This is a genomic window from Prevotella falsenii DSM 22864 = JCM 15124, from assembly GCF_000613945.1.
GTDB lineage: Bacteria > Bacteroidota > Bacteroidia > Bacteroidales > Bacteroidaceae > Prevotella > Prevotella falsenii.
Genome location: NZ_BAJY01000016.1, coordinates 1 through 17,718, shown reverse-complemented (window position 1 = coordinate 17,718; position 17,718 = coordinate 1). Strand labels below are relative to the sequence as shown.

The 17,718-nt window shown below is 41.4% G+C and carries 17 protein-coding genes and 2 pseudogenes; 5 read left to right on the top strand and 14 right to left on the bottom strand.

Translation table 11 applies throughout. The annotated features are described in order from the left end of the window. Positions 1 to 20 precede the first annotated feature (20 nt). From atpE to pfkA, 6 genes and pseudogenes are all read right to left on the bottom strand, one after another. Positions 21 to 263, bottom strand: coding sequence for an ATP synthase F0 subunit C (atpE, locus tag JCM15124_RS07375; RefSeq protein WP_014710200.1), 243 nt, complete (start codon positions 261 to 263; stop codon positions 21 to 23). A gap of 62 nt (positions 264 to 325) precedes the next feature. After that, complete coding sequence (gene atpB / locus JCM15124_RS07370) at positions 326 to 1,438, bottom strand: F0F1 ATP synthase subunit A (protein ID WP_024998902.1); 1,113 nt, start codon at positions 1,436 to 1,438, stop codon at positions 326 to 328. A 6-nt stretch (positions 1,439 to 1,444) separates the two neighbouring features. Continuing rightward, positions 1,445 to 1,855: a hypothetical protein gene (locus JCM15124_RS07365; RefSeq protein WP_024998901.1), complete on the bottom strand. Its 411-nt coding sequence runs from the start codon at positions 1,853 to 1,855 to the stop codon at positions 1,445 to 1,447. Between the two features lie 39 nt (positions 1,856 to 1,894). Beyond that, complete coding sequence (locus tag JCM15124_RS07360) at positions 1,895 to 2,134, bottom strand: F0F1 ATP synthase subunit delta/epsilon (RefSeq protein WP_024998900.1); 240 nt, start codon at positions 2,132 to 2,134, stop codon at positions 1,895 to 1,897. Positions 2,135 to 2,161: 27 nt separating this feature from the next. Continuing rightward, positions 2,162 to 3,687: pseudogene (gene atpD / locus JCM15124_RS13720) on the bottom strand (F0F1 ATP synthase subunit beta). Between the two features lie 66 nt (positions 3,688 to 3,753). Beyond that, a complete protein-coding gene (pfkA, locus tag JCM15124_RS07350) occupies positions 3,754 to 4,731 on the bottom strand; it encodes a 6-phosphofructokinase (protein ID WP_024998899.1) in 978 nt (325 codons plus the stop codon). Positions 4,732 to 5,414: 683 nt separating this feature from the next. Here pfkA and JCM15124_RS15905 point away from each other — a divergent pair. Further along, on the top strand, positions 5,415 to 5,660 hold the full coding sequence (locus JCM15124_RS15905) for a hypothetical protein (RefSeq protein WP_156930689.1): 246 nt from the start codon (positions 5,415 to 5,417) through the stop codon (positions 5,658 to 5,660). Here the strand turns inward: JCM15124_RS15905 and JCM15124_RS07345 are convergent. Both JCM15124_RS07345 and JCM15124_RS07340 read right to left on the bottom strand, forming a co-directional pair. Next, entirely contained in the window at positions 5,612 to 6,604 is a 993-nt protein-coding gene (locus JCM15124_RS07345) for a glycosyltransferase family 2 protein (RefSeq protein WP_024998898.1), read from the bottom strand. The two genes, JCM15124_RS15905 and JCM15124_RS07345, sit on opposite strands and share 49 nt — an antisense overlap. Positions 6,605 to 6,609: 5 nt before the next feature. Next, positions 6,610 to 8,088 (bottom strand): oligosaccharide flippase family protein, encoded by a 1,479-nt coding sequence (locus JCM15124_RS07340; RefSeq protein WP_024998897.1) that lies wholly within the window; start codon positions 8,086 to 8,088, stop codon positions 6,610 to 6,612. 53 nt (positions 8,089 to 8,141) lie between these two features. Here JCM15124_RS07340 and JCM15124_RS07335 point away from each other — a divergent pair, with 53 nt between their 5' ends. The 3 genes and pseudogenes from JCM15124_RS07335 (at position 8,142) to JCM15124_RS13715 (ending at position 11,088) form a co-directional block, all read left to right on the top strand. Further along, complete coding sequence (locus tag JCM15124_RS07335) at positions 8,142 to 9,035, top strand: glycosyltransferase family 2 protein (RefSeq protein ID WP_024998896.1); 894 nt, start codon at positions 8,142 to 8,144, stop codon at positions 9,033 to 9,035. Then, positions 8,987 to 9,970 (top strand): glycosyltransferase family 2 protein, encoded by a 984-nt coding sequence (locus JCM15124_RS07330; protein ID WP_024998895.1) that lies wholly within the window; start codon positions 8,987 to 8,989, stop codon positions 9,968 to 9,970. Before JCM15124_RS07335 ends, JCM15124_RS07330 begins: the two co-directional genes overlap by 49 nt. Before the next feature lie 15 nt (positions 9,971 to 9,985). Next, positions 9,986 to 11,088, top strand: a pseudogene (locus JCM15124_RS13715) (glycosyltransferase family protein). 577 nt (positions 11,089 to 11,665) lie between these two features. Here the strand turns inward: JCM15124_RS13715 and JCM15124_RS07320 are convergent. From JCM15124_RS07320 to JCM15124_RS07305, 5 genes are read right to left on the bottom strand one after another with little or no spacing between them, the layout of a single operon-like run. Continuing rightward, the gene (locus JCM15124_RS07320; RefSeq protein ID WP_024998894.1) at positions 11,666 to 14,215 is read right to left on the bottom strand and encodes a peptidase associated domain and porin domain-containing protein; all 2,550 of its coding nucleotides are present in this window, start codon (positions 14,213 to 14,215) and stop codon (positions 11,666 to 11,668) included. Positions 14,216 to 14,228: 13 nt separating this feature from the next. Next, positions 14,229 to 15,017, bottom strand: coding sequence for a GLPGLI family protein (locus JCM15124_RS07315; RefSeq protein WP_232220124.1), 789 nt, complete (start codon positions 15,015 to 15,017; stop codon positions 14,229 to 14,231). After that, positions 15,004 to 15,213, bottom strand: a complete 210-nt coding sequence (locus JCM15124_RS16585) for a hypothetical protein (protein WP_232220123.1) — start codon at positions 15,211 to 15,213, stop codon at positions 15,004 to 15,006. The genes JCM15124_RS07315 and JCM15124_RS16585 overlap by 14 nt, the downstream gene beginning before the upstream one ends. Next, on the bottom strand, positions 15,210 to 15,773 hold the full coding sequence (locus tag JCM15124_RS13710; protein WP_232220122.1) for a GLPGLI family protein: 564 nt from the start codon (positions 15,771 to 15,773) through the stop codon (positions 15,210 to 15,212). The genes JCM15124_RS16585 and JCM15124_RS13710 overlap by 4 nt, the downstream gene beginning before the upstream one ends. An 8-nt stretch (positions 15,774 to 15,781) precedes the next feature. Further along, a complete protein-coding gene (locus JCM15124_RS07305) occupies positions 15,782 to 16,546 on the bottom strand; it encodes a GLPGLI family protein (RefSeq protein WP_024998892.1) in 765 nt (254 codons plus the stop codon). A gap of 128 nt (positions 16,547 to 16,674) precedes the next feature. Between JCM15124_RS07305 and JCM15124_RS15900 the strand changes: the two genes are divergently transcribed. After that, complete coding sequence (locus tag JCM15124_RS15900; RefSeq protein WP_156930688.1) at positions 16,675 to 16,827, top strand: hypothetical protein; 153 nt, start codon at positions 16,675 to 16,677, stop codon at positions 16,825 to 16,827. 550 nt (positions 16,828 to 17,377) lie between these two features. Here JCM15124_RS15900 and JCM15124_RS07295 read toward each other — a convergent pair. Beyond that, entirely contained in the window at positions 17,378 to 17,671 is a 294-nt protein-coding gene (locus JCM15124_RS07295; protein ID WP_024998891.1) for a hypothetical protein, read from the bottom strand. Between the last annotated feature and the right edge of the window lie 47 nt (positions 17,672 to 17,718).

Sequence of the window (17,718 nt, the reverse complement as noted above, 5' to 3'; positions counted from 1 at the left end):
CTCTGCGCCATTGCCCATAATTACATTACAATTGCGAGGATTGATACAATCACAGCCAAGAAGGCAACACCTTCAATCAACGCTGCTGCGATAATCATTGACGAACGGAGGTCGCCAATCTTCTCCGGCTGGCGTGCCATAGCGTCCATAGCTTGGCTACCAATACGACCAATACCCATACCTGCGCCAATAGCAACCAAACCAGCACCAATGGCAGCACCTAATTTTGCAATAGCAACATCTGCTAATAATAATGATAACATAATCTTTAAGCTTTAATTTGTTATTAATTTTAATTTTTCTTTTCTTACTCTTTCTATTTATTTTATGCCTCGTGTCCTTTGACATGAGCTTGTGCAATGAACACTGCACTCAACATTGTAAACACCAAAGCCTGAATGTAGCTTACCAAAAGCTCGAGCAACATCATAAAGATGCTTAAGAGAACTCCAACAATTGACATTCCTGTACCTGCACTCCAGTTTACAATTGCATTATCAGCAATGCTAAACATAATAAAGATAATCGCGCAGAAACACAAAGCAATGGCATGCCCGGCAAACATATTTGCAAAAAGTCGGATTATCAAAGCCAATGGTTTTGTGAAGATACCAAAGAGTTCTATAATCGGCATCAATGGCACAGGGAACTTCATCCAAACCGGTACATCCGGCCAAAATATCTCTTTCCAATATTCTTTTGTTCCTGTGAAGTTCGTAATTAAGAAAGTACAAGCTCCTAAAAAGAATGTACAAGTGATATTACCGGTCAGGTTACCGCCTCCGGGAGGGAACGGAACCAATCCCATGAGGTTTGCAAAGAATATAAAGAAGAAACATGTAAGCAACCAAGGAGCATACTTAGGAGTCTCTTCGCCTAAACAAGGTTTAATGACATCATCGTGAATATTCATAATGAACATGTGCATCAAGCCTGTAAAACCTTTTGGTGCCGGGTCGTTCGCTTTATGTTTACGACACCAACGTGCCGGTATTAAGATTACCAACAAAAGCAATATGCCATCTATAAAGACGGTGCAAGCTGCTTTTGTCAGAGAAATATCAATAGGACGTACTTCCTCGTTACCAATCTTCTCTACGATTAGGTTTGGATTTGCCTTATCCTCTCCGTTCTTTATGACAAGATTATAAGGACCCGGTCTGTCGCCATTGGCATCTCGTTCTTCTGAAAACTCTTCACTACTAAACACGTGCCAACCTGTAGAAGATTTCACGATAATAGGAAGATGTATTACAACCGGGTGAAAATTTCCTTCCGAACCCAAATCCGTAATATGCCATTCATAAGAATCTTTGATATGTCCCCACAATATCTCCTTCACATCTACATCACCTTTTTTCGACATATCGCGTGCAACTGTCGGTACAAGTGCTGTAAACAAGAGCAACAAGAGAAGTACTTGTTTGATAAATTTCATATCTTCTTATTTATTTATTTTATTATTTTTCTCAATGCGGAAGAAATAAACGCAATCAAAAATCATTGCTGTGATATAGTAAACTACAAACACAACCACATAGGTAAGTATTTTCTCGCTATCTCCACGATAAACAAGTGCGCCTATAAGAATAACAATTACCGCAAGAAACATTCTCAACATTGAACCTGCCAAGTAAAAACGCCCTAACACCTTTGGCGAATTAGCTGCAAAATACTTCCACGCCTTTCCGTATAACTTACTCGTAACAATGAAGAATATCGAGCTGACAACCATTGGTGTTACCAAGTTTGGTTTCAATAAAACCTGCGACATAAGCAGCCCTAATAAAGTCAGCGCAACTACAAGCCAAAGGTTTATCTTGTTATAACCTTTTTCTATCTTAGCAATATCCACTGTTTCAAAGATGTTGTTGAGTATATTTCCTATGCCGAATTATAGTTCAACGCAGAGACTTACCACGTTCTTTTTCACTTCCACAAAGCCGCCTTTCACCATAATCGTCTTTTTTTCAGAATCAATGGTATAAACAACTCGCCCTTCTACCAACGTAGATATAATAGGTGCGTGGTTTATCAGAATTTCAAATTCTCCCACTTCACCCGGAACCAATACGTTTTCCACTTCTCCTTTAAAGAGGATTTTCTCCGGTGATACTATCGTCAGAACTAACATTGCAACCTTTTTAATTTGTTACCTTAATCAGCCCTGAGCTGCTGCAAGAAGTTTCTTAGCCTTTTCCTTCGCATCTTCGATTGTACCAACGTTAAGGAAAGCCTGCTCCGGAAGGTCGTCTACTTCACCATTCAAGATAGCATTAAATCCCTTAATTGTGTCTTCGATTGGCACCATCACACCCGGAATACCTGTAAACTGCTCTGCAACAGTAAATGGCTGAGACAAGAAACGCTGTACACGACGTGCACGATTTACCACCAACTTATCTTCGTCAGACAATTCGTCCATACCCAAGATGGCAATAATATCCTGCAATTCGTTATAATGTTGCAGCAATTGCTTTACGCGTTGTGCGCATTCGTAGTGTTCTTTACCAACGACCAATGGGTCGAGAATACGCGAAGTACTTCCCAATGGGTCTACTGCCGGATAGATACCAAGTTCGGTAATCTTACGGCTTAACTCTGTTGTTGCGTCCAAGTGGGTAAAGGTTGTAGCCGGAGCAGGGTCGGTCAAGTCGTCTGCCGGTACATATACCGCCTGCACAGATGTAATAGAACCCTTTTTAGTGGAAGTGATACGCTCTTGCATTGCACCCATTTCGCTTGCAAGTGTAGGCTGATAACCTACTGCAGAAGCATACGCCCGAGAAGTGCAGACACCTCTGAACCCGCCTGTGTGAAACGGAAAATGTTATCAATAAAGAACATTATATCTGCTGCTTCTCCGTCTTTGCCACCATGGTCGCGGAACTCTTCTGCAACGGTAAGACCGGAAAGTGCTACCGATGCACGTGCCCCGGGAGGCTCATTCATCTGTCCATAGACAAGTGTAGCTTGCGATTTCTTCAGTTCTTCTTTATCGATAAGCGAAAGGTCCCATTTGCCTTCGTCCATTGCCTTGCGGAATTTTTCGCCATAGCGAATAACACCTGACTCAAGCATATCGCGTATCAAGTCGTTTCCTTCACGGGTACGCTCTCCTACACCGGCAAATACAGAATAACCATTGTGTCCCTTTGCAATATTGTTGATAAGCTCCATGATAAGCACGGTCTTACCTACGCCGGCACCACCAAACAGTCCAATCTTACCACCTTTCATATAAGGCTCAAGCAAGTCGATGACTTTGATACCGGTTGCCAGCATTTCTTTCTGTGTAGACAACTCATCGAATTTGGGTGCTTCACGGTGAATAGGGTATGCACCTTCCATGTTAAGGTCTTCCATACCGTCGATAGGCTTGCCTATCACATTCATCATACGACCCTTAATTTGCTCGCCTGCCGGCATAACAATAGGACTTCCGGTTGTTTTAACCTCCAAGCCACGCTGCAAACCTTCGGTGTTATCCATAGCGACACACCGCACCGTATCTTCACCAATGTGCTGTTGCACCTCAATGATTAGGTCTTCTCCATTAGGTCTCTTTACACGAAGAGCATCGTAAATCTTCGGGAGCACCTTTTCGGGATCTTCTCCCTTAACATCAAAGTAGACGTCAATTACCGGTCCAATAATTTGGGAAATACGTCCATTTATCTGTGACATACGCTTTGTTTTTATTATTTTTTTATGCTTTAATTCTTTGTTTATAATATTTATCGCAAACTATACTTATATACTAAGTACGTCTAAAATCTTTATTAGCTTCTTGTCGAATGGCTTATCTGAACGAATTGCCTCCGAAAGCGGTACATAGACAACCTCGTTATTACGAACACCAACCATTATGTTCCGTTGTCCTTGCATGATGGCTTCTATTGCTCCATAGCCTGTTCTGCTTGCAAGTATTCTGTCGCGAGCCGACGGTCGTCCTCCTCTTTGCAAATGTCCGAGTATCGAAACACGAACATCGAAGTTCGGAAACTCTTTCTTTACACGGTCGGCATAATACATGGCACCACATTGGGGGCTTTCCGACACCACGACAATGCAGCTCTTTTTTGATTTCCGAATGCCGCGCTCCATAAATCGCGCCAACTGGTCTACATCGGTTGAGTCCTCAGGAATAATAGCAGCTTCAGCACCGCTTGCTATTGCCGAGTTCTGTGCCAAGAAACCGGCGTCGCGCCCCATTACTTCCACGAAGAATATACGTTCATGGCTTTGCGCCGTGTCGCGTATTCTATCCACGCATTCTATTATGGTGTTTAAAGTGGTATCGTAACCTATGGTACTATCTGTTCCATAAAGGTCGTTGTCTATCGTCCCCGGTAAACCTATGCAACAAAAATCATGTTCTTGAGCAAAGTTCATTGCTCCGGTCAAAGAACCGTTTCCTCCGATTACTACAAGGGCGTCGATACCTTCCTTAACTATATTCTCATAGGCTTTCTCTCTGCCCTCTTTGGTCATGAAGGCTTTCGACCGAGCCGTCTTCAAGATTGTTCCACCTTCGTCGATAATGCCGCTCACATTTTCTGTTGTAAAGGGTTTTATATCTCCGGTGAGCAACCCATCGTACCCTCGATAGATTGCTTTTATAGAAAAACCATTATATATTCCGGTACGAGTAACGGCTCTGACAGCAGCATTCATACCCGGAGCGTCGCCGCCCGAGGTTAAAATGCCTATTGTTTTGATTTTAGCCATACTTACTTCGCCTTGTTGTATAATATCGTAGTATTTAAATTTGGCACAAAGTTAATAAATTTTTCTATAATACAAAAAGAGTTATCAAATTATTTTTCAGAAAGCACAAATAATGAATTAATTTCAAAAAATCTTTTCCTTTTAAAGAAGAATAAGTAGTTGTTTTTCTCCTTGTCTGCTGCGGAAATATTCTCCATTTCGTGTTCCTACTTATCGAAAGATAATAAAAATGCCATCAATTACGGCAATACTGTTCTCATATAGCTTCGCCACACCGATGTTGTTGCTACTCGATGGTTGATATTTACAGAAGGCGTTGCTTCCCTTTTTCTTGCTTTATGAAAATGATAAAAACAGCTTGATTTTGTAAAGATAATTCTGTTAAAAAGCGATAATTTCGATTTGGCGTTGCGAAACCGTAGGTTTTGCACGGTAAAAGCGTAGGTTTTACACTGCAAAACCTACGGTTTCGCAACGCAAAACAATAGGTTTTGCAATGTCTTAATAATGAGAGTGTTACGCAAAGACTACGGTTGCGAAATATTTTTACACATTTACCGCCTTCTTTTTGCGCATAAAATAAGTTTTCTCACTAAAATTTCCGTTCTTCTGTTGCTGTTTTGCAATAAAGACAAGAAGAGGGTTTGCGTTGATAATGCAACCATTTAAAAGAACTTAAGTAGGTGTTCAAAATTAAACGTATCTATATTGCTTTTATCTTTTATGCTTTCACTTTGCCATCGTCTTCACATCTCTTTTCCGTCATTCTGTCGCCTTTCATCAGTCGTGTAGCCCGCTACACTCCTTCTTCAAGACGGCAGACTGACCGGAAAATAGCCGTAAATACAATGTCAATTAATTATGAACACCTACTTAAAACCTACAACTGCTCTTTGTTTCTGCCGAGTAATGCACGCAAAAAGAAGTAGGTTTCTTCCTGCAAACGAAAGGCAAACCATGACTTTTGAAAAGGTATGTACCCGAATTTCTTTACCAACCATCGTGGCAAACGGTTTTGCTCTATACTTTGCCAACTGCTTTTTATAATCTCCAAACCTTGTTTTCGAGAGAGTTTATCGAGTTCCTTGCGATGCAGGAAGTAGAACATATAAAGACCTATTACATTGCGCCAGCGCACTTCTTCGTATATATCGAGTATATTGTCTGAAACATTCAAAGCCTCCAGCTGCCGTTTCATACTTTTATTTGCCAATAAATAGTCGAAGCGACGCAAACTTACACTGTGCGTTACCGAACCTAAATGCTGACGATAATAATAAATGCCTGCGCAAGTGCGTATTTCTCGTGAATTGAGATAATGCAAACGTGTTACATTTTCATCGCTATATGCAATGGCAGACTCATCGTAAGGGAAACGAAGATGCAATTCTCGTGTAATAACATAAATGCCGTGTATATTCCAAGTCAGGCTTTCGCGGAATGCCGTAAAGCCGTCTAAGGTGGTAAAAGGAGGCATAGAGAAGTCCACTTCCTTATCGTCATAAACGCTTTTTACGTGGAAAAGCACCGTATCGGTTGATGGATAATGTGCGAAAACATCAAAAACCTTTTCGCAAGCATCTTCCGACAGCCGGTCGTCGCTATCGACAAATGCAATATACTCGCCGGTAGAAATACGCAATCCTGCATTTCGTGCCTTGGCTATTCCTGCATTTTGAGGCAAGTGTACCACCTTAATCCTCTCGTCTTTTGCAGCGTATGCGTTAAGAATACTTAGCGATGAGTCGGTAGAAGCATCATCAACACATATTATTTCTATGTCGTGAAGCGTTTGGGCAACCAACGAGTTCAGACATTGGGACAAGTATTTCTCCGCATTATATACAGCCACTAAAATGCTAATCTTTACCATAGCCTTTAAAAACGCTTTAAAATCTTTGAAGTAAGTTTATTCCACAGGTTTGTTTTCGTCTTCAGAATACTAATCGACGTTGCGCCGCTTATCACTGCCAACAACAATCCCCCACCCCAATACATCAACTGATTGGACTGCCGGGTTACCATAAAGGTTAAAAATCCGATGGGAATCTGAATGGAAGAATAAAGCAACACGCTTGACGAAACCTTATAGCCATACTTCCAACGGGCATAAACAAATATCAATACCGCATCTAAAAAGCCGGCAATCGTTATCGCCCACCCTGCTCCAACCAAACCAAGGCGGTCGAAATTTAAAATTACGGCAACCACCAATATCACATCATAGATGCCTTCCAAGCACAAATAGGAAACCGAATCTCCCTTTGCCAAAGGTATATATTGCACCGGCAACTTCACCGCTCTAAAATACATCGCAAGCATAATGACTTGCATCATGCCCAAAGCAGGCAAAAACTTTCCGGTATATAATAAAGGAAGCAGTATCGGAAGGAACAAAGCAAACAGCACTAACAGCGGAGAAACCAACAGCAACGTAACTTCTATCTGCCTGTTTACTATCTGATTGAAAGTAAACCGGTACTGATTGGCACCTGAAAGACGAGGAAAGAAGTCGGTTTCCATTGCTGCAAACACCATACCGACATAGGTCATGGTCATCATATAGCCCGCATTAAAGAAGCCTACGGTGTCAATGTTCGTTACATTATTTATATAACTACGGATTAAGAAGTCTGCCCCCGAACCTAAAATGCCCGCAATCACAAATGCTATACCGAGCCGTATCATTCCTATTCCTTCACGCATGGGTCGCCAACGGTTCATTAAACGCAAAGGATAGATATGGTATGAAAAAGCGATTGTCAAGACAAACTGGATAAGTGCCATTATTACCAACGACGGTACAATGGCTTTCTCGCGGAAGAAGTAATACAACGGCACCGAAGACACCAATGCCCCTAACACATTGAAGATAGAGATTACTGCTAATTTCCTTAGCTCACGGAGTCCTTTTAATATGGCAAGCTCGCCTCCCGACAAAGCCATTAAGGCGACAATGGGCGAAAGAAGAATGAAATGCAGACGATGCCCGTTCCACGAAAAAGTGAACTTGCTTAACAGCGGACTCAATACAATGCAAAGAAACATTCCCAACAAGCCTGCCAATAAGCTCCACGAACGCACCAACTTTACCGTATTTGCCAATTCCTCCTCTTCGTTTTTATCGAAGTGTTCGGATATACTTTTAACCGCACTGATAGAAATGCCGAAGTTGGTGGAGTCGCTCATCAACTTCAAAGTAGAGTTAAACAACGAAATAAGTCCCATTCCATCAGGGCCTAAAATCATTGCAACCAACTTATTTCGGACGATACCAACCAATATATTCAGCCCCTGAACTCCACCAAAGAGTCCGGTATATCGCAAAATATGGCTGTAGCTGTCTGTTTTTTTCATTAATCTTTAAACGTAATTTAAAAGTTTTTATTATTTTTGCAACAAGGAAATTTATGGAATTAAGTATTATCATACCGGTTTATAATGTTGAGAAAACGCTCCGTCGGTGTGTCGAGAGTGTTCTCAAGCAGTCGTTTCAAAACTTTGAAATGATATTGGTTGATGATGGTTCGACGGACAAATCCTCCGTAATGGTGGACGATATTGCCCGAACGGACAACAGAATAAGCGTTATACACCAAAGCAACCAAGGGCTTTCAGCAGCCCGAAACATGGGCATAAAGGTTGCGAAAGGGGAATATATCACATTCGTAGACTCTGACGACTTCGTTGCACAAGACACCTACAAAGGTGTTATGGCATTGCTGAATGCCCACCCGGAATACGACATACTTGAATTTTCGGTTGTCGAAAAGTATGGTTCAAAAGCGCAACGCCCATTAATATTGAACGATTGTGTCTATCAAAATAAGCAGGAATACTGGCTGAAAGGGCAAGCCTACCGCCACACTTACGCATGGAACAAGATATATCGGCGCGAACTGTTTACCGACATTGAATTTCCAAAAGGCAAGAATTTTGAAGACGCACATACGCTTCCAAAACTCATGGCTGCGGCTGAAATCATCGCAACCACAAGTTTAGGAACCTATTATTACTGCCGGAACGACGCAGGAATTACTGCCAATGCCGACGGACAAGACCTGACAAGTCTTTTAGAGGCACATTTGGCTTATATAAATGGCAACAACGAGATTGATTCCACTTATTATGCACACGTTCTGAATATTCAGTTGGACGTTTACGAAGCAACCAAGGCTGTGCCATTGCTGCCTGTTCGTCCGTTCTACGGCAACTTAAAACTAACATTACTTCATCTTTTAGGAATAAAACGCTTATGCAAACTCAACAAATTCTTACACAAAGCGATAAAGCCCGGCCGCTAATCAGCTTTATCATCACCTACTACAACGAACCTATCGATATGCTAAAGAAATGTATCGATAGCATTCTTATGCTCACGCTTAACAGAGAAGAGCGCGAAATAATTGTTATCGACGACGGCTCAGATGTGTCGCCACTCAACCTATTGACAGATGTTGCCGACCAAATAATATACATTCGCCAGCCCAACCAAGGACTTAGCCAAGCAAGAAACATGGGTATTGCAATAGCAAAGGGGCAATATATTCAGTTTGCAGATGCTGACGACTTCCTTATATCGAGCAACTACGATAAGTGTTTGGACTTTATCAGGTTTAAAGATGCCGATGTGGTTCTCTTCGACTCTACTGCCAAGGAGCTGTCGGGTGTACAACTTGCCAACGACAAGGTGGTTTCCGGTACGGAATATATCCACAACAACAACCTGCGGGCATCGGCGTGCGGATATATTTTCAGAAAGAATTTATTGGTAAACTTGCGTTTCACGAAGGGCATCTTACACGAAGACGAAGAGTTTACCCCACAGCTTATTATTCGTGCCGATAAGGTTTACGACACCAAAGTTCCTGCCTACTTCTACCGCAAACGCAAGGAATCGATAACGCACAATAAGGATAAACGCTGGAAACTGAAACGGCTGCAAGACACCGAAATTGTTATAAAGAGCTTGCAAGACAAAGCCGACCTGATGCCGGCTAAAGACAGGGTGGCTATGTTGCGCCGTGTGGCACAGCTTACAATGGATTATATTTACAACATTATTATACTGACACGCGACGAACAATATCTTAACCACGCTCTTCTACGGCTCGAAAAGCGCGGACTTTTCCCACTGCCAAAGAAGAATTACACACGAAAGTACAAGCTGTTCTCTATAATGATAAACTCGAAAGTGGGGCGGAAAATCCTTATTCACACACTGCCACGCCTTAATTAGTAGCACCCTGCCGAAATGAAAATACTGTTGATTGGAGAGTACAGCAATGTTCACAACACGCTGAAAGCCGGTTTGGAACGTTTAGGACACAAGGTGGTTGTGGCTTCGAATGGCGATTACTGGAAGTCATACCCTCGCGACATCGACCTTTCACGGCCGTCCGGGCGGCTCGCGGGGCTGCGGCTTACGCTCCGTCTGCTTGCCCGTCTGCACCAATTGCGTGGCTACGACATTGTGCAAATTATCAATCCCGTCTTCATCGACCTAAAAGCAAAACGCATTCGGTATATTTACAACTATTTACGACGCCACAACAAGAAAATGGTAATGGGGGCTTTCGGCATGGATTACTATTGGGTACACGTCAATAGCACCACCATGCCTTTACGGTATAGCGACTTTAACATCGGCAAAACACTAAGAACAAACAAAGATGCCATCATAGAGCAACACGATTGGTTAGGCACAGACAAAGAGCAACTGAACAAAACGATTGCCAACGATTGCGACGGCATTATTGCAGGACTATACGAATATCAAGTCTGTTATCAGCTGTTCTTTCCCGAAAAAACAACATTCATTCCCTTTCCCATCATCACCGAAGGTAAAAAAACAAAGGCACAAAGGAAAGACGGGGCACTGAAACTGTTTATAGGAATTAGCAAGAACCGTTCGGAATATAAAGGAACAGATATTATGCTGCGTGCTGCGAAGGCGGTAAAAGCCGACTTCCCCAACCTGTTGGAACTGCGCATAGCCGAGGGAATACCTTTCAACGAATACGTAAAATTAATGGAAGGCTCCGATGCCATACTTGATCAGCTTTACAGCTATACGCCTTCAATGAACCATTGGAAGCCATGAGCAGGGGCATCATTTGTGTCGGAGGGGGCGAACCAGAGAATTACGCAATACTAAACGAAACACAACTTCACCCTATCATCAACGTTCAACCTACTTACGAAAGCTGTTACGAACAAATAAAGCTGTTAGCCCTCCACCCCGAACGCATACCACAACTTCAGCAAGAAAGCATCGACTACGTTCGCAAACACCACGACCACATTAAAGTAGCAAAGCAATACGAAGCGTTCTATCATTCTATTCTGACAGAATGAGAAATAATTAAACTACCTGAGTTTAACGAACAGTAAACGTTTCTTTAATGATATAACCCCAAAGGATAAATTTAAGACCACGACGAAATATACTTTCGTAAGGCACGAGATATACTTTCGTGGGGCACGGAATATACTTTCGTAGTTATTAACATTTCGTTAGCTCGGTATAAGAAAACAGATTAAGCAAGCCATCTCGCCGGTATTTCTTCGCAAGCTCCCTAAGGAAACAGAGAGAGGGTTTTCGTTTCATTCTGTAAAGATAATTCTGTTAAAAAACGGCAATTACGTTTTGGCGTTGCGAAAGCGGCTGTTTTGCGATGCAAAACCTACGCTTTTACCTTGCAAAACAGCCGCTTTTGGAATGCGAAACAATAGGTTTTGTAATGAACTGACGGATAGATGGTTACGCAATAGTTGCACTTACGAAAAATATTTACGTCTTTATTGCCTTCTTTTTCATTCATAAAACAACGTGAGTTGGGTGTGATAATTGAACGAAAATACATTCACTTAATGTGCATCACGCTTTGCAGCAGGCTGTTCATGGCTACCTATTTCCAATGCTTTTCTTACTTTAAGGCTTATAATAGACACTTACCATTATCTCTCTTCCTCGAATATTCAAACTGTTATAGCTGCGAACAAATGTGCCGTTTACACCATAGCCGTAACTTTTCTTATTCAATAAGTTGTTGAGTTCTAACGTAATGTCGAACTTCTTAAAGCTGTATCGCATTGCTAAATCGGCAAAGAAGATGTCTTTAAACTTATCTTTCGCTATTTGATTGTGATAGTATTCTGCCCTTGCTTCGGTTGTAAACTTCTTCGTAAGAAACAGTCGCAAGTAAGCATTGTGCTTCCAGTTGTTCAATGTATAGGCGGAAGAGAGTGCCGGCATGTCGGTTTGGTAGTAGCTATATTCAATATTGTAACCCAAATCGGTATTCCTGACAAGTCCAACTGTTAAGCCTCCTCTCACATTGCAAGTGCTTGTATTGAAAGGCATCACCTCGTTGTTTTGCACAATATACGATTTTGAACTGTTGTATATGGCTCTGACATTCAGCTTTCCTTTTAAAAAGCCAACACCTTGCGACCCCATTAAGTTGATTGTCCACGCATTGCTTTTGGTTTCTTGTGGCACAAGCGACAATACAATATAGCTGCCTACATAGTCTTGCGAAGCTGTATAAGGTGTGGTCATAAAAGTTCTGTTGGCAGTAAGAAACACCGACGTGCCTTGTAGTGCATTGTTGTACCGAACGATGATGCCTGCCGTCTTATCCTTACCTATTCTATAATCGGCAAAGCCCTTGTTTATATATTCGTAATCGGCTAATACGAGGGTGGGATAAAACTGATTTACGTCTACTTCTCTCTGCCCTATTCTTCCATCAACAGCGAACGTCCAATGCGGTGTGGCATTCCAACGAATGTGCAAGTTGGGCGAGAAAAGTGCACGACTGTAAGCCGCGCTTAGACTGTATTTATAGCGATTGTAAGACACGTCCGAAGAAAAATTAAAGATAAAATCGGATAACTTGTATTCTATATTTGAACTTACATAGAACCGAAACATGGAAAAGCGGCTGTTACCGGAAAGCATTCCGATGCTGTCGGGGACACCTACAAGATGCGAAGAAAATGCGTGCAGTGCTGCATTGGCTCCTACTTTCCCTGTCAGAACAAACTTACCCAAACGGAAACTACCTGATATTTTATTGTCAGTCTCGTAGTAATGTTGGTTAATGTCTTGGTGCAGTGTGTCCATAGCTAACTGCTGAGGTCGCGCTTCCATTATATTCTTCGACTCGAAAGAGTACAAACGCTTGCCATACTTACGCATTAGCAAAAGATTATCTTTCAATGTGAATACAGGAAGGTTACCATTCATTTCGTGTGGATTTGTGCCACGTTCTATCAGCAGCTGTTTGTTCCAATTTAAGTTCGTAGAAAGTTCATTCTTTAGATACTGACTGTTGGCATTGTTCTCATATTTAACCTTTGCAAAGAGTTCATTAGTCTTTGCGATATAGTGTTTCTCATTGTCCGAAACTTTGTTTCCTCGCTTTGAAAAGTACTCTGCTGTACGTTTAGAGGAAGTCTCTTGGCGGTCGTTGATGTAAGTAACTTGAACATTTACTTGCGATGTCTCGTTTATACGTTGCAACATATTCAAGTTCAACGTATGACTTCTGTTGAACAAAGTTCGTTCGCCCAATCTGGAACTTGCAGGGGAAGGCAGCGAAATAAGTGGGGTCAGCCTGCTGTCCAACTCACCATAAGTAAAGGCTTTGTTCGTTTCGTGGACAATGTCTCTGCCACTATTGTTCGTTTTATAGGTAATCATGGTTTGCCAATTCTGCTTTAAACGCATGGCAAAACTTTCAAAGTTCCACAGTCCGCCACCACTTTTATGGCCTATGCCACCATTAAACGTAGCTATCCAATGTGCCTTTGCTCCTTTCTTCATACGAACGTTAATGGCACTCTCGTCTGAATAAACAAAGTCGTCTAATACCCGAATAGGGGTATGATGCTTCATCACTTCCACCGTTGCTATATCGTTTTGGGGTAGCGACTTTGAGGCAACACCATACTTTCCACCCAACATATCCATTCCTTCTATATAGAAGTTGCTGATGCTTCGCCCCTCGTATGAAATCTGCCCCGTGCTTTTATTCACCTCAAAACCGGGCACACGAACCAATACATCGGCTAAAGTACGGTCGCCGGGTTTGGCATATACGCCAAGAAGATATTTTATCGTGTCGCCATCAATCCTTACAGGCTTCGCCTTTACCGTTATCTCGTCCAATGCTTTTGCATCATCTTCAAGCACGAAATGCTGCTCGGGCATATCTACTTTTACTACTATTTGCAGTTTCTTATAGCTCATTGCTGAGATTTGCAGCAAGCTACCCGGTCTTGCCTTAATACTGAATTTACCTTTACTATCAGTATTGCAAAATGCAAGCATTTTCTTTGTTGAAGCATCAATGTTCTTTACGACTGCCGACAGCGGATTTCCGCCAACATCAGTTACCAATCCCGAAACCGTTACTTGTGCCTGCAATACTTCTGAAAGCAACGCCATAATAATTAATACAAATAGTTTTTTCATAGCATATTATTCTTTAATTATCATCTATTTCTATCGTTTTATGATTACCTCCGGTTGGATAGATACCCGGTTTATGCACTTTCTTTAGATATTCCATACGGTCTATCGGGGCATACTTATAGTTCAGATAATTATAAAAGGTTACCGGTTCAAGGTTTTTGTTATTGATACCGGTTGCTTCTATCAGCATAAAATCCGGGCAATTCGCCTTTAATATCATACCCGGTAAGCCACACAACTTCCAAGGACCTTGGCTGATGGGAATATCTTCGGCATACCAGACTTCCCAATAGCGACCACGAAAGTTTGTCGTAGCTTTCTTACATTCCATACCTAAAACCGTAATTGTGGAGTCTTCGTACATCGTCCACTCGGGAATGGTAATATTTTCAACTATTAAATATTTAGAACCAAACACTTTTGAATAAGTTTTTAATACTCCTTCCCCAAAGTTCCGATAAATAATATCATGACGACCTGTACTAAGAGGATATTTTTTTGCATATTCGGGTGTGTCTAAAGCTTTTATTCTTTCATTTGCGATAATAAGGCGGGCAGGGTCATCATCAGCTAACATCTTATCACTTTGCAGTGCAGGTTGGCTAAAATATTGGCTCACATTCCTACCACAACGGAAGATATAAGTATCCCGGTACGGTTGTTCTTTTACCGAATAAACTATTTCAAGTTCTGCCGGCTCTATAACGTGGGTTTCTTGTGCTAAACACATTGCAGCATTTAGCATAAAGAACAAAACTAAGAGAAAAGACCTTGGCTTCATATCAGCTCTATTCAGTATCATCTATTTCTATCGTTTTACAACTATCTCCGGTTGGATAGATACCCGGTTTATGCACTTTCTTTAGATATTCCATGCGCTCTATCGGGGCATATTTAAAGTTCAGATAATTATAAAAGGTTACGGGTTCAAGGTTTTTGTTCTTGATACCGGTCGCTTCTATCAACATAAACTTGGGGCAATTCGCCTTTAATATCATGCCCGGCAAGCCGCACAACTTCCAAGGACCTTGCTGATGGGAATATCTTCGGCATACCAGACTTCCCAATAGCGACCCCGAAAGTTTGTTGTAGCTTTCTTACATTCCATGCCTAAGACTGTAATTGTGGAGTCTTCGTACATTGTCCACTCGGGAATAACAACATCTTCGGTTATTAAATAATGAGTTCCCATAACAGTTGAATAGGTTGTAAATTTCCCTTGCTCAAGGTTGCGGTAAATTTTATCTAAGTTTCCCGTACTCGCAGGCAGCCTTTTTGCCGGGTCCGGCTCATCGTAATCTGCCAATCTCTTATCCCAAAGGATAAAGAGAGCCGGGTCGTCATCAGCTAACATCTTTTGATGTTGCAATTCAGAAATACTAAAATATTGGCTCACATTCTTTCCACAACGGAAGGTATAGGTATCCCAAAATGCATATTCCTTTGTAGAAAAAGTTATTTCAAGCTCTGCAGGCTCGATAACACGGGTTTCCTGTGCTAAACATATTGCAGCATTTAGCATAAAGAACAAAACTAACAAAAAATACTTTGGCTTCATATCTGTTTTTATTTAGTATCGTCTATTTCTATCGTTTCACAACTATCTCCTGTTGGATAGATACCCGGTTTATGCACTTTCTTTAGATATTCCATGCGGTCTATCGGGGTATATTTATAGTTCAGATAATTATAAAAGGTTACGGGCTCAAGGTTTTTATTCTTAATACCGGTTGCTTCTATCAACATAAACTTGGGGCAATTCGCCTTTAATATCATACCCGGCAAGCCGCACAACTTCCAAGGACCTTGGCTGATGGGAATATCTTCGGCATACCAGACTTCCCAATAACGACCCCGAAAGTTTGTCGTAGCTTTCTTACATTCCATACCTAAGACCGTAATTGTGGAGTCTTCGTACATTGTCCAATCGGGAATGGTAATATCTTCAACTATTAAATACTTAGAACCAAACACTGTTGAATAAGTTTTTAATACTCCTTCCTCAAGGTTGCGATAAATAATATCAAAGTTTCCTGTGCTAAGGGGATATTTTTTTGCATATTCGGGTGTACCTAAATCTTTTATTTCCTCACTTGAAAGAGTGAAGAGAGCCGGGTCGTCATTTGCTAACATCTTATATCTTTGCAATGTAGGTTGGCTAAAATATTGGCTCACATTCTTTCCACAACGGAAGATATAAGTATCCCAATGCGGTTGTTCTTTTACCGAATAAACTATTTCAAGCTCTGCCGACTCTATAACGTGGGTTTCCTGTGCAAAACAATATTGCACACTTAATACCATTACTAATAAAGACAGTATATTCTTCATTTTTATTTTATTATCAAAGATTATTATGAATGTTCGCTCCTCAACATCATTAAACCCCAATCGGTTCATTAGGACGCATTTGCTTAGATTTTTTATTACCGTCATGCTTCCTTACCGCTTTCGTCCGCTTGCCGGCATCTGCGCAGCCATTCCATCTCGCCGTAGCCCGCTACGCCTTCGACGAAATGTCGGCACAGCTGCTCAACAATCGAACAAAACCGGTCAAGGACGCTAATGAACGATTGGGGTTAAACCTATTAACATCGGCGAATATGGTTTAGCAATATATAGCATATTCTTTACAAAAGTAGACCTTTTTCTTTTTACTTGCAAACATTTAGTCCGATATATTCGTAGATTAACAAATATCAACAGTAATGTTACAAAGATATAATTAATTAGAAACGAAGCGCAATAGTGTTAAAATTCAAGCGTGGAACAATGGCAGGAAGGCGGGTTTTAGGAACTATAAAATATTTATCTGCAAATAACGGCAGCATTCGTGTGCAAGCACAACAGCCTAACTACTAAACAATTACAACTTTATATAGATACTTTGTGCAATAAAGCAACAGGCGTTTACTCGCAAAAGAAACAAAAAAGGTAAGATATAGAACTGAAAACGGCTTGCGAAAGCGTAGGTTTCGCATTGTAAAAGCGGCTGTTTTGCAAGGTAAAACCGTAGGTTTTGCATCGCAAAAGCGTAGGTTTTAAAATTTGAAAGAATTTTCTTTGGATTTTAATCGCTTTTTTATTGTTTCACGATTCTATTTCGATTGTTTTGCTCAACTTTTTGAATTAAACGTTTATACACACATTTTAACACCTTCGCTACGACCAAAATTCACGGCTGCCCATATCTTCCATACTGCCCTTACATCGCGGACAAGTATGTCCGTCCCACTTTATAATGTGTTCTGAACCGCAATTCAAGCATAGTCTACCTACCAATGTGCGAAACGAAGGAGCAGCATCGCCGATTACGCCACCCACCACTAAGGGCTGCACCGAGTGGCAGTCGGCACACGCTACCATTTCGATGGTCTGCCCCATAAAGCCTTTTCCCTCATAGATGTCAGCCTCATAGCCACAAGCAACGCATTTGTATTTTCGTATAAAGCCCATTATTGCAGTTTTAACCCAAGCCCGATTGGGGTTTAAAGTATTGATAA

Excerpts from the sequence above, each read along its gene's own strand:
- atpE (WP_014710200.1), bottom strand. The coding sequence starts at position 263 with ATGTTATCATTATTATTAGCAGATGTTGCTATTGCAAAATTAGGTGCT.
- atpB (WP_024998902.1), bottom strand. The coding sequence starts at position 1,438 with ATGAAATTTATCAAACAAGTACTTCTCTTGTTGCTCTTGTTTACAGCA.
- JCM15124_RS07360 (WP_024998900.1), bottom strand. The coding sequence starts at position 2,134 with ATGTTAGTTCTGACGATAGTATCACCGGAGAAAATCCTCTTTAAAGGA.
- pfkA (WP_024998899.1), bottom strand. The coding sequence starts at position 4,731 with ATGGCTAAAATCAAAACAATAGGCATTTTAACCTCGGGCGGCGACGCT.
- JCM15124_RS07345 (WP_024998898.1), bottom strand. The coding sequence starts at position 6,604 with ATGGTAAAGATTAGCATTTTAGTGGCTGTATATAATGCGGAGAAATAC.
- JCM15124_RS07340 (WP_024998897.1), bottom strand. The coding sequence starts at position 8,088 with ATGAAAAAAACAGACAGCTACAGCCATATTTTGCGATATACCGGACTC.
- JCM15124_RS07335 (WP_024998896.1), top strand. The coding sequence starts at position 8,142 with ATGGAATTAAGTATTATCATACCGGTTTATAATGTTGAGAAAACGCTC.
- JCM15124_RS07330 (WP_024998895.1), top strand. The coding sequence starts at position 8,987 with ATGCAAACTCAACAAATTCTTACACAAAGCGATAAAGCCCGGCCGCTA.
- JCM15124_RS07320 (WP_024998894.1), bottom strand. The coding sequence starts at position 14,215 with ATGAAAAAACTATTTGTATTAATTATTATGGCGTTGCTTTCAGAAGTA.
- JCM15124_RS07315 (WP_232220124.1), bottom strand. The coding sequence starts at position 15,017 with ATGATACTGAATAGAGCTGATATGAAGCCAAGGTCTTTTCTCTTAGTT.
- JCM15124_RS16585 (WP_232220123.1), bottom strand. The coding sequence starts at position 15,213 with ATGATATTAAAGGCGAATTGCCCCAAGTTTATGTTGATAGAAGCGACC.
- JCM15124_RS13710 (WP_232220122.1), bottom strand. The coding sequence starts at position 15,773 with ATGAAGCCAAAGTATTTTTTGTTAGTTTTGTTCTTTATGCTAAATGCT.
- JCM15124_RS07305 (WP_024998892.1), bottom strand. The coding sequence starts at position 16,546 with ATGAAGAATATACTGTCTTTATTAGTAATGGTATTAAGTGTGCAATAT.
- JCM15124_RS07295 (WP_024998891.1), bottom strand. The coding sequence starts at position 17,671 with ATGGGCTTTATACGAAAATACAAATGCGTTGCTTGTGGCTATGAGGCT.